We start from the raw sequence: 11,450 nt of genomic DNA on the forward strand, positions 1-11,450 counted from the left end.
CCAGGGCCTGATGCGGTCAGGCTGAGACGACACCGCGCTGGGGCATGACGGGCAGGCTGTGAAGCCGTTCCTGCCCCAGCAGGAATGCCCGCGCCCCGCGCGGGAAGAGGGGCGCGAAGGCCGCGTCCCTCGCCTCCAGCCCGCCCGCATAGGCGCCCAGGGCCGGCAGGACGAGACGACGCCCATCGCCCAGAAAGCATGACCGGGTCACATGCCCCGCCCGCGTCGGCACGCTGGCCTTGGGATGATAATGCCCGCTGAGTTCCCCCATCCCATGTCGGGCGAGGGCCGGGCTCCCGATGTGGCGGAACACGAGCGGCCCCTCCAGCAGTTCCTCCACGGCCCTTCCCGGCAGCCCTGCCGGAGCGACCGGGTCGTGGTTGCCCAGCACCCAAATCAGCTCGCGCTCCCCCATGAGTCTCCCCAGCAGCGCGGCATCCTCGGCGCAGAGGCGCGTGGCGCCATTCGCGTCGTGGAAGCTGTCGCCCAGCAGGATGACGCGCTTCGGGGCATGGCGCCGCAGGGCGCGCTGCAAAGCCTCCAGCGTGGCCCGTGTGTCGTAGGGCGGCACCAGGCGGCCGCGCCCGGCGAAGTGGCTGCCCTTCTCCAGGTGCAGGTCCGCCGCGATCAGCGTGGCCCGCGCCGGCCAGAGCGCCACGCCCAGCGGGCAGAGCATGATGCGCTCTCCCGCCATGTGCAGGGGGGCAAGGCTCATCGCACCACCTTCCCGCGTGGCGCGCTGCGGATGAAGCGGCTGCGGCGCGGGGGCGCGGGTCGTTCCTCGGGGGCTTCCGGCAATTGGCCTTCGAATATCTCGGCGCCATCGGTGGCTTCGGCCACCAGGGCGGCGACCTCGGCCAGCAGCGCATCCTCAGCACCCCCCGCCACCCATTCGCGGCCGATCTCGATCAGCGCGGGCACCGCCAGCGGCGAGACGCGGTCCAGCCGCATGTGCTGCACCCGGCCCTTGGCGCGGGACAGCATGGTGCCCAGGCGATGCACGTCTGTCAGGCCAAAGGCCGCCTCGGCGCGGGTGGCGCGCAGCAGGATGTGGTCAGGCTCATGCCGCCGCAGCACGTCGTAGATCAGGTCGGAATTCATGCTCATCTGCCGCCGGCTCTTCTCGACGCCGGGCAGTTGCTTGTCCAGCAGCCCGGCGATGGTCGCGATGTTGCGGAAGGTGCGGCGCAGCATGCTGCTCTCCGCGATCCATTCCTCCAGCTCCTCCCCCAGCAGATCCTCGACGAAGAGGGCGGACGGGTCGGCCGGTTCGAAAGCCGACCATATGGCCATGACATAATCGGTCGCGACATAGCCGAGCGGCCCCCAGCCCAGCCGCTCCATCCGCTTCGTGGCCAGCATGCCCAGCGTCTGGTGCGCGAGGCGCCCCTCGAAGCAATAGGCCACCAGGAACCATTTGCCCCCGCGCGGGAAGGTCTCGACCAGCAGCCCGTCGGCGCGGGGCAGGGCGCTTTTGAGCTGTTGCAGGCGCAGCCACTCGCGCACGCTCTCGGGCAGCATGTCCCAAGCGCCGGGTCGGGACAGGATGGCGCGCACGCGGCTGGCGAGGTGGGTGGAGAGCGGCATGCGGCTGCCCGCATAGGCGGGCACGCGCGGGTCGCCCTCGCCGCCGCGCGTCACCTCCGCCGTGACACCCGCGATGCGTTCAAAGCGCAGCACCTGGCCCGCGAAGAGGAAGGCGTTGCCGGGCGAGAGGGTGGAGAGGAACCATTCCTCCACCTCCCCCAGAACGGGGCCGCCCCGCAGCTTCACCTTCATCAGCGGGGCTTCGACAATGGTGCCGAGGTTCAGCCGCAGCTGCCGTGCCACCAGCGGGCCGCGAACATGCACCATCCCCTCCGCGTCGCGGAACAGGCGGCGGAAGCGGTCGTAGCTGCGCAGCGAATAGCCGCCATCCTCCACGAAGCGCAGCACGTCGTCGAAGTCGCGGCGCGACAGCTCCGCATAGGGCGCCGCGCGCGTCACCTCGGCATAGAGCGCATCCGGGTGGAAGGGCGCGTGGCAGGCCATGGCCAGCACATGCTGCGCCAGCACATCCAGGCCGCCGGGTCGGGGTGGTTCGCCATCCAGCTCCTCCGCGGCCACCGATTCCAGGGCGGCCGCGCACTCGATCACCTCGAAGCGGTTGGCGGGCACGAGCCAGGCCGAGGAGGCCTCGTCCATCCGGTGGTTCGCGCGGCCCACGCGCTGCAGCAGCCGCGCGACACCCTTGGGCGCGCCCACCTGTATCACCTGGTCCACATCGCCCCAGTCGATGCCGAGGTCGAGGGAGGAGGTGGCGACCACCGCGCGCAGCTTTCCCTCCGCCATGGCGGCCTCCACGCGGCGGCGCTGTTCCACGGTCAATGACCCGTGGTGGAGCGCGATGGGCAGCGCCTCCTCGTTCAGCTTCCAAAGTGCCGCGAAGATTAGTTCCGCCTGGGCGCGCGTGTTCACGAAGACGATGGTGACGCGCGCGGCCGTGATGCGTTCCATGATCTCGGGCGCGGAAGCCAGGCCCATATGGCCACCCCAGGGCAGGCGGCCGGCCGGCAATTGCACGCCCAGCCTTGGCGCCGCGCCCGGGGCGGCGCGGATCAGCGCCACATCCCCTGGCCGCGCGGTGGGGGAGAGCCAGGCGCGTAGCGCCTCGGGGTGGTTCACCGTGGCGGAAAGCCCCACCCGCCGCGCCGCGGGCGCCAGCATCGAGAGGCGCGCCAGCCCCAGTGCCAGCTGGTCACCGCGCTTGGTGCCGGCCAGCGCATGCGCCTCGTCCACCACCACGGCCTGCAACCCGGCGAAGAGGTGGTTCGCCTCGGGCAGGGAGAGCAGCAGGACCAGGCTCTCCGGCGTGGTCAGCAGGATGTGCGGCGGCGCCTCGCGTTGGCGGGCGCGGCGGTTGGCGGGGGTGTCGCCGGTGCGGGTTTCGACGCGGATGGGAAGGCCCATCTCCTCGATGGGCGCCATCAGGTTGCGCGCGATGTCCACCGCCAAAGCCTTCAAGGGCGAGACATACAGGGTGTGCAGCCCCTCGCGCGGGGCAGCGTGCAATTCGATCAGGGATGGCAGGAATCCCGCCAGCGTCTTGCCGCCGCCGGTGGGCGCGATGAGCAGGGCTGAGCGCCCCGCCTCGGCCGCGGCCACCATGTCGAGCTGGTGCGCGCGCGGATGCCAGCCCCGTGCGGCGAACCAGTGCTGGAATGCGTCGGGCAGGGCCACCATCCGGGCCTTCGCATGCCATCTGCGGCATCCAGCGGAAAGGGGGGCCGCGGGCTTTAGGACCGGAGCCTCAGCCGGCCCAGTGAGAATTGGGTCATCGGGCCGAACTCCCGATGGCCATCATACCAGGCCAGCAGCCGCGCCAGGAACTGCTGGGCATGCCGGGCGCTGACCTTGAACTCGCCCCAGTTCGGGTCGAACAGGTACAGCAAGGGCCGGTCCTGCGAGACGGTGCTGGCCGTGTAGGAGGCCATGGCGTGTCCCTTTGCCGGCGCGCCGCCGTGAAGGCAGATGAAATGATAGCTGTGGCTGGAGGTGAGGCTGGCCAGGATGCCCGCTGCCTGCCGATCGAAGCTTCTGCCTCCGGCGCGGAACTCGCCCAGTGGCAGCGGCATCCAGGCCAGGCGTGAGGCGTTCAAGACCCGCAGGCGGTAATTCTCCCAGGGCTTGGCGGGCGGAAGGGTGAAGCGGGCGCGCATGGAGGCGTCGCGATGGGTGGCAATGGCGGCGCGCATGCTGTTGTCGCTCGCCAGGTAGGCGGCGCGGCCCGCCGGGCCTTCGCCGCGATACCACATGTGCCGCGTGACCCAGAGGGCGGAGAGCGGGAAGCACACCCCGCCTGGGCTGGTGGGGCAACCAAAGAGCAGGGCCTCGGACGAGACCGCGGGATCGCGCTGGGCCAGATGCACGCCCTGGCGAAATGAGGCAGCCAGATCATCCTCCAAGCGCGGCATAGAGTTCTCCTGAATGCAGGCAGCATGGACACGGACGAAAACCAGAGCAAATGATTCGGATAATGCCACCCCACCCCGAGACCTGGCTGCGCGTGACCGAGGCGGGGCTCTATTGCGAGCCTGGCGGTTTCTTCGTGGATCCCACCCGCCCGGTGGACCGCGCCATCATCACCCATGGCCACAGCGACCACGCCAGGCCCGGCCATGCCCATGTCCTGGCCACGCCCGAGACGCTGGCCATCATGCGCGAACGCATGGGCGAGGACCGGGCCGGCACCACGCAGCAGGCCCTGGGCTATGGCGAGGCATTGACGGTCAACGGCGTGCGGGTCTGGCTGCGCCCGGCCGGGCATGTGCTGGGCAGCGCGCAGGTCTGCCTGGAATGGCAGGGCAGCCGCGCCGTGGTCAGCGGCGACTACAAGCGCCGCCACGACCCCACCTGCCCTCCCTTCGAGCCCGAGCGCTGCGACGTCTTCGTCACCGAGGCGACCTTCGCCCTGCCGGTCTTCCGCCATCCGCCCGCCGCGCAGGAAATCGGCCGGCTGCTGGCGAGCCTCGCCCTATTCCCGGACCGCACCCATGTCATCGGCTGCTACGCGCTGGGCAAGGCGCAGCGGTTGATCGCGCTGCTGCGAGAGGCGGGCTGGGACGCGCCCATCCCGATTCATGGCGCGCTGCAACGGCTTTGCACGCTCTATGAAACCCTGGGCGTGCCGCTCGGCCCGCTGGTGCCGGCGACGGTCGCAACCAAGGACAAGCTGGCCGGCACCATCGTGCTGGCCCCGCCCTCGGCCATCGCCGACCGCTGGGCGCGGCGGCTGAACGACCCGGTGCCCTGTCTCGCCAGCGGTTGGATGCGCGTGCGGCAGCGCGCCAAGCAGGGCGGGGTGGAACTTCCCATGGTGATTTCCGACCATGCCGACTGGCCGGAATTGCTGGAAACCTGCACCGAAGTGGAGGCAAGTGAGGTCTGGATCACCCATGGACGCGAGGAGGCGCTGATCCATGCCCTTGGCCAGCAGGGCATTCGCGGCCGTGCGCTGCATCTGGTGGGCCGCGGCGAGGAGGACGCGGAATGAGCGTCCCGGCCTTCGCCGAATTGCTGGAACGCCTGCTCTTCACCCCGGGGCGGAACGGCAAGGTCGCCCTCATTCGCCAATGGTTCGCGACCCAGCCGGACCCGGATCGCGGCATCGGGCTCGCCGCATTGGCGGGCGAATTGAACTTCCGCACGGCCAAGCCCGCGCTGCTGCGCGAACTCATCGCCACGCGCACCGATCCGGTGCTCTTCGCCATGAGCTACGACTATGTGGGCGACCTGGCGGAGACCATCGCCCTGCTCTGGCCCGAGGATGCGCGGAGCAACGCGCCGCCCCCGGGCCTGGCCGAGGTGGTCCGCACCCTGGATGGCGCGGGGCGCGGCGAGGTGCCGGCCATCATCGCCGCATGGCTCGACGCACTGGATTCGGGTGCCAGGCTCGCGCTCATCAAATTGGTGACGGGCGGGTTGCGGGTGGGGGCGTCCGCCCGGCTCGCCAAGGTGGCGCTGGCCGAGTGGGCCGGCCAGGAGGTGGGCGAGATCGAGGAGGTCTGGCACGGCGTCCGTCCGCCCTACCTGCCGCTCTTCGCCTGGCTCGAAGGCAAGGGCCCGCGCCCGGACCCCGCCGGCCAACCCATCTTCCGCCCGCTGATGCTGGCCCACCCGCTGGAAGCCAAGGATTTCGAGGCGCTGCATGCCCCGGATTGGCGGGCGGAGTGGAAATGGGATGGCATTCGCGTGCAGCTCACGGCGGGGCCCGGCGGGCGGCGGCTGTGGTCGCGCTCGGGCGAGGACATCTCGGGCAGCTTCCCTGAGATCATCGCCGCCATGGATTTCCACGCGGTGGCGGATGGCGAATTGCTGGTGGTGCGCGATGGCGAGGTGGCGCCCTTCGCCGACCTGCAGCAGCGCCTGAACCGCAAGACCGTCACGGCGAAGATGCTGAAGGAATTTCCCGCCGCGGTGCGCCTCTACGACCTGCTCTTCGAGGGCGAAGACGACCTGCGCCCGCTGCCCTTCGACGCCCGCCGCGCCCGGCTGGAAGCCTGGCACGAGCGCGCGCGGCCGCCCCTCACCAGCCTCTCGCCGCTCATCGGCTTCGGGAGCATGCAGGAACTGGCCGCCATCCGCGACGGCGCGCGCGCGGCCGCCATCGAGGGGCTGATGCTGAAGCGCGGCGACAGCCCCTACACGCCCGGCCGCGTGAAGGGGCCGTGGTGGAAGTGGAAGCGCGACCCGCTGACGCTCGACTGCGTGCTGATGTACGCCCAGCGCGGCCATGGAAAGCGATCGAGCTTCTATTCGGACTTCACCTTCGGCGTTTGGCGCGGCGACGAGCTGGTCCCCGTCGGCAAGGCCTATTCCGGCTACACGGATGAGGAGCTGGTCTGGCTCGACAAATGGATTCGCGATCACACCACCGCCCGCTTCGGCCCTGTGCGGGAGGTGGAGCGGCACTTGGTGCTGGAGGTGGCCTTCGACGCCGCGCAGCGCAGCACGCGGCACAAGTCGGGCTATGCGCTGCGCTTCCCGCGCATCGCCCGCATCCGCCGCGACAAGCCCGCCGCCGAGGCGGACCGCGTCGAGGCGGTGGAGGCCATCGTGGCGGGCAGCCTGGCCGGTTGACCCGCCGCCGCCCCGATGCTGCGCTTCGCGTCATCGGAGGAAACACCATGCCCATCGTGACCAATCATTGCCGCCAGCGCCTCGCATCCGGCGGCCTCGCCCTCGGCTTCGGGGTGCATCACCTGCGCGGCAGCGCCACGGGAATGATCGCCGCCGCCACCGGCTTCGACTGGCTTTTCATTGACATGGAGCATGGCGCGCTGAGCGTGGCCGATGCCGCGCAGATTTCCATGGCGGCCCTCAGCCAGGGCGTCACCCCGATTGTGCGCGTGTGCAAGGATGCGATCTTCGAGGGCACGCGCTCGCTCGACAATGGCGCGATGGGCGTGGTCGTGCCGCATGTGGACAATGCCGAGGAAGCCGCGGTCATCGTCCAGGCCTATCGCTTCCCGCCCACCGGCGCGCGCAGCTGGGGCGGCCCGCCCTACGCCTATGACCTGGGTGCGGTGACCCCCGCCACGGCCCAGCCCGAGCTGAACGAGAGCATCCTGATCGCCTGCATGATCGAGACGCCCGAGGCGGTGACGAACGCCGAATCCATCGCCGCCGTTCCGGGGGTGGACGTGCTGATGTTCGGCACCAGCGACTTGACGGCCACAATGGGCATCCCTGGGCAGATCGCCCACCCGGAGGTGCGTGCGGCCTATGAAAAGGTGGGGGCTGCCTGCGCCAGGCACGGCAAGGTGATGGGCATGGGTGGCGTCTATGACGAGGCCACGGCGCGCGATTATATCAGCCTCGGCGCCCGCTTCATCCTGAGCGGCAATGACCATTCCTTCCTGATGGCCGCGGCCTCGGCACGGGCGAAGTTCCTGCGCGGCCTCGGCTGAGAGAACGTTTGAGAACGCTGACGGGTTGGCTGTGCGGGTCTTTTCCGCCGCTGATGCGTTGCCGGCCTTGCCGATGCCACCAGCATCGGCAAGGCCGGCGCCTTTCAGGGCCGAAAAATTCCTCGCGCATCCTCCGCCGCCAGTGTTCCCAAACGGTCTCCGAGGCGGCGCGCGCGGGCCTTGCGGCGGATCAAGGCCCGCGCGGGATGGTTTGGGCAGGATAGCGTTCGCAATTGCGAATGATTTGCGTTTCTCTTGCGACTGGCTCGCAGTTGCGATAGATGCAAACCGAACGCCTTCACTCGAGGATGTCCATGCAACGCCGACTGCTCCTGACCGCCACCCCCGCGCTTCTCGCCGCCCCCTCGCTGGTGCGCGCGCAAGACCGGGTGCTGAGCCTCTACTCCTCGCGCCACTACGACACGGACCGGGAGCTGTATGACGGCTTCACCCGCGATAGCGGCGTTCGCGTCCGTCTTATCGAGGCCAATGCCGACCAGCTGCTGGAGCGAATCCGCTCCGAAGGTGCCAATTCCCCGGCCGATGTGCTCATCACGGTGGATCTCGGCCGCCTGGGGCGCGCGCAGGAGCTGGGCGTGCTGGCCCCGGTGCAGTCCGATGTGCTGAATTCGCGCATCCCGGCCTCGCTGCGGGACCCCGAGGGGCATTGGTTCGGCTTCTCCACCCGTGCGCGCGTGGTGATGTATGACCGCGCCCGCGGCCTGCCCGAGGGCCTGGCGCGCTACGAGGACCTGGCCAAGCCCGAGTTCCGCGGCATGGTCTCGGTTCGCAGCTCCAGCAACATCTACAACATCGGCTGGACGGCCAGCATGATCGCCGCCAATGGCGCGGAGGCCACCGAGGCCTGGGCGCGCGGGCTCGCCGCCAACCTCTCCCGCCCGCCCCAGGGCGGCGACACCGACCAGATCCGCGCCGTGGCGGCCGGGCAGGGGCGGCTTGCCATTTCCAACACCTACTACCTGGGCAACCTCTCGCGGTCGCAGCGCGCGGAGGACCGCGCCATTGTCGAGCGCATGGCCGTGCTCTTCCCCAACCAGGGCGACCGCGGCACCCATGTGAACGTGGCCGGCGCGGGCGTGGTCCGCACCGCGCCAAACCCCGAGGCGGCCAAGGCCTTCCTCGAATACCTGAGCGGCCCCGCCGCTCAGTCCATCTTCGCCGACGGGAACAATGAATACCCGGTGGTCGCCGATGTGCAGCCCAACGCCTTCCTGCGGTCCTTGGGCGACTTCAAGCGCGACACGCTGAACGTGGCCCGCGCGGCCTCCCTCTCGCCCGAGGCGCTGCGCGTGATGCAGCGCGCCGGCTGGCGCTGAGGCGATGATCATCTGCCTCTGCAACGCCATGAGCGACGGTGACGTGCGCGCCGCCGTCGCCGCCGGCGCCGCCCGGCCGAAGGATGTCTATGCCTGTTGCGGCGGGCGCGCCCAATGCGGGTGCTGCACCGCGACGGTGCTGCAAATCTTGCGCGAGGCACCGACGGCCGCGAATGGTGCTTGATCCTGCTTGGCGCCGGGACATATACCCGGCGCCAACATCAGGAGCGGCAGGCGATGCCCAAGGGCGACCCGAAGGTCATTGAACACCTCAACATTCAGCTCACCAACGAGCTGACTGCCATCAATCAATACTTCCTGCATTCCCGCATGCTGGACGATTGGGGTGTGACGAAGCTCGCCAAGCATGAATATGCCGAGAGCATCGAGGAAATGCGCCACGCGGATGACCTCATCAAGCGCATCCTCTACCTGAATGGCCTGCCGAATGTGCAGCGGTTGAACCCCATTCTGATTGGCCAGAACGTGCGCGAGGTGCTGGAGTGCGACCTCAAGCTCGAGCAGAAGGCGCTGGCCGACCTCAAGGAAGGCATCGCCCATTGCGAGGGTGTGCGGGACTATGTCAGCCGCGACCTGCTGAAGGCCATCCTCGCCAATGAGGAGGAGCACGAGGATTTCCTCGAGACCCAGTTCGACATGATCGAGCAGATGGGCCTGCAGAACTACATCCAGCTCAACAGCGCCGCCGCCCCCGAGCAGCACGAGGGCGACTGACCCTCACAGCGGCGCTGTGAGGCAAATCCCGCCGCGCCGAAACACGCATCCCATCACCGAAAGCTCCGCCACGGCGCGATAGGCGCTCAGCGGCGGAGCCAGGCGATGGAGAAGCGCCAGGGCCACGGCCCGGCGGCCCGACTGCACCACGGCCAGCCCCATCAGCAACGTGGCCTCCTCACGGGACACGACGGGACAGAGCGGCCATTGCATGTGCAGCCCCGGGAGGGCGCGCAAGGCCGCGTCGAAGGGCAGCGCTGCCCCCTCCATTCCCGCTGCCGCCAAAACCAGCGCGGCCTCGCCCATCGGGCCAGCCGAACCGCTTCCGGCCCAGGCGCGCGCGGCGTCCAGCACCATCCGCTCCGGTTCCGGCAAGGTGTCGGTTTCCTGGCCGATGAGGGGCCAGGCGGGCAATCCTCGTGTCGCCATGCTGTGCTCTCCGTTGGTCCCTCCTTCTAATGCAATTGCGAGTGAGTCGCAAATAACTTCGCCTGTGAGGTGTAGGAGCCTCGGTGTGAACCCCGCAGAAACCAGCTTGCGGTAAGGCTTCCACGCGGGAACACTCATTCCATAGCTTGGAGGAACGCTTCATGAATCGTCGTCACCTGCTGGCCGCCACCGCCGCGGGCCTCGCCACCCCCCTGGTGTTGCGTGCCCAGAGCCTGGGGGCCGGCTTCCCCGACCGCCCGATCCGGCTGATCGTGCCCTGGCCCCCGGGTGGGTCCACCGACACCATCGCGCGCCTCTACCAGTCGCGCCTGGCGGAATTGTTGGGCAAGCCCGTCATCATCGACAACAGGGGCGGGGCCTCGGGGGCGACAGGGGCCATCGAGGCCTCGCGTGCGCCGGGGGACGGGAGCACCTGGCTCTTCGTATATGACACCCAGGCGACCAACGAGACCGTGATGCGCCTGCCCTTCCGCACGGGGGAGGCCTTCGTGCCCTGTTGTCATGTGGCCTCGGGGCCGCTCGCCATGGTCGCGCACAACAGTACGCCCTACCGCAGCTTCGAGGAGGTCGTGGCGGCCGCGCGCGCACAGCCGGACGCGCTGAATTACGCGACCTCGGGCGTGGGCGGCCTCGCGCATGTGTCGACCACACTGTTGCAGCAGCAGGGGAATTTCCGGATCGTCCATGTGCCGTACCGGGGGGGCGGGCCTGCCGTGCAGGATGCCGTGGCGGGCCATGTGCCGCTGTTCATGACCAATGTGGTCATCGTCAGCCAGCATATCCGCGCCGGCACCCTGCGTCCGTTGGGTGTGACCACCAGGGGCGAAACGCGCCATGTGCCCAACACCCGCAGCTTCGCGCAGCAGGGCTTCGGGGATTTCGAGGCACCGACCTGGTGGGCGCTGCTGGGCCGGGCAGGGACACCGCCCGCGCTGGTGAACCAGATGAACGAGGCGCTGGTGCGAGCGCTGAACGAGCCCGCCATCAAGGAACGCATCGAAGCGCAGGGTTGCGACGTTGTGGCTTCGAACCCGGAGGAATGCGGCCGCTTCATCAACGCGGAGATTGCGAAATGGGGCCGCGTGATCACGGACAACAACATCCGCGCGGACAGCTGACCGCGCCACCGCCTCCAGTGTCACGAATCCGCAACCCGGGTTCGTGCATGGGGGCCATGCGCGCTTGAGTGCGGATGGGGATTTACAGGACCGTCTGTCCCCCATAGATAGGGGGGGCCGGAGCGATCCGGTCCCTCCGGTTCTTCGGACGGTTTGAGTTGACAAGTCCGCCGGTTTCGGTAAGCTTGATGGCTCACTCGGTCGGAGCCGGGTCCTAGCCAAACGGTTGGGAAAGGTGCTTTCAATCGCTTCGCGGTTGAAGATACCTCGTTGTTTCAAAATCACATCTGGTTATGCAGATAGTAAGTGCTGACGTGATCTGCTTTGGTTTGTTGGTCTGAGAGGGCTGGCGAGCTGGGGTG

Annotated in this window: 11 protein-coding genes; 7 read left to right on the plus strand and 4 right to left on the minus strand. The window is 69.0% G+C overall.

Going from position 1 to position 11,450, the window contains the following annotated elements; all coding sequences use genetic code 11:
- Positions 1–16: 16 nt before the first annotated feature.
- The 3 genes from pdeM to GGQ83_RS16580 are packed head-to-tail and all read right to left on the minus strand — an operon-like array spanning position 17 to position 3,953.
- Positions 17–715, minus strand: coding sequence for a ligase-associated DNA damage response endonuclease PdeM (pdeM, locus tag GGQ83_RS16570; RefSeq protein WP_184386010.1), 699 nt, complete (start codon positions 713–715; stop codon positions 17–19).
- Positions 712–3,222, minus strand: coding sequence for a ligase-associated DNA damage response DEXH box helicase (locus tag GGQ83_RS16575; RefSeq protein WP_184386012.1), 2,511 nt, complete (start codon positions 3,220–3,222; stop codon positions 712–714). The genes pdeM and GGQ83_RS16575 overlap by 4 nt, the downstream gene beginning before the upstream one ends.
- A gap of 53 nt (positions 3,223–3,275) precedes the next feature.
- Positions 3,276–3,953 (minus strand): YopT-type cysteine protease domain-containing protein, encoded by a 678-nt coding sequence (locus GGQ83_RS16580; protein ID WP_184386014.1) that lies wholly within the window; start codon positions 3,951–3,953, stop codon positions 3,276–3,278.
- Positions 3,954–4,015: 62 nt separating this feature from the next.
- Between GGQ83_RS16580 and GGQ83_RS16585 the strand changes: the two genes are divergently transcribed.
- The 6 genes from GGQ83_RS16585 (at position 4,016) to bfr (ending at position 9,520) form a co-directional block, all read left to right on the plus strand.
- Positions 4,016–5,032 carry a ligase-associated DNA damage response exonuclease gene (locus GGQ83_RS16585; protein ID WP_184386016.1) on the plus strand — a complete coding sequence of 339 codons (1,017 nt, stop codon included), beginning with the start codon at positions 4,016–4,018 and terminating at the stop codon, positions 5,030–5,032.
- Positions 5,029–6,618: a cisplatin damage response ATP-dependent DNA ligase gene (locus GGQ83_RS16590; RefSeq protein ID WP_184386017.1), complete on the plus strand. Its 1,590-nt coding sequence runs from the start codon at positions 5,029–5,031 to the stop codon at positions 6,616–6,618. The genes GGQ83_RS16585 and GGQ83_RS16590 overlap by 4 nt, the downstream gene beginning before the upstream one ends.
- Before the next feature lie 47 nt (positions 6,619–6,665).
- A complete protein-coding gene (locus GGQ83_RS16595; RefSeq protein WP_184386019.1) occupies positions 6,666–7,448 on the plus strand; it encodes an HpcH/HpaI aldolase family protein in 783 nt (260 codons plus the stop codon).
- Between the two features lie 314 nt (positions 7,449–7,762).
- Positions 7,763–8,785, plus strand: a complete 1,023-nt coding sequence (locus GGQ83_RS16600) for a Fe(3+) ABC transporter substrate-binding protein (RefSeq protein ID WP_207018253.1) — start codon at positions 7,763–7,765, stop codon at positions 8,783–8,785.
- A gap of 4 nt (positions 8,786–8,789) precedes the next feature.
- Complete coding sequence (locus tag GGQ83_RS16605; RefSeq protein WP_184386023.1) at positions 8,790–8,969, plus strand: (2Fe-2S)-binding protein; 180 nt, start codon at positions 8,790–8,792, stop codon at positions 8,967–8,969.
- A gap of 53 nt (positions 8,970–9,022) precedes the next feature.
- A complete protein-coding gene (bfr, locus tag GGQ83_RS16610; protein ID WP_184386025.1) occupies positions 9,023–9,520 on the plus strand; it encodes a bacterioferritin in 498 nt (165 codons plus the stop codon).
- A 3-nt stretch (positions 9,521–9,523) separates the two neighbouring features.
- On the opposite strand, the gene GGQ83_RS16615 is transcribed toward bfr, so the two are convergent.
- Complete coding sequence (locus GGQ83_RS16615) at positions 9,524–9,949, minus strand: hypothetical protein (RefSeq protein WP_184386027.1); 426 nt, start codon at positions 9,947–9,949, stop codon at positions 9,524–9,526.
- A 161-nt stretch (positions 9,950–10,110) separates the two neighbouring features.
- On the opposite strand from GGQ83_RS16615, the gene GGQ83_RS16620 reads away from it, so the two are divergent.
- Positions 10,111–11,088, plus strand: coding sequence for a tripartite tricarboxylate transporter substrate binding protein (locus GGQ83_RS16620; RefSeq protein ID WP_221223534.1), 978 nt, complete (start codon positions 10,111–10,113; stop codon positions 11,086–11,088).
- Positions 11,089–11,450 lie beyond the last annotated feature (362 nt).

The organism is Roseococcus suduntuyensis (assembly GCF_014196305.1).
GTDB lineage: Bacteria > Pseudomonadota > Alphaproteobacteria > Acetobacterales > Acetobacteraceae > Roseococcus > Roseococcus suduntuyensis.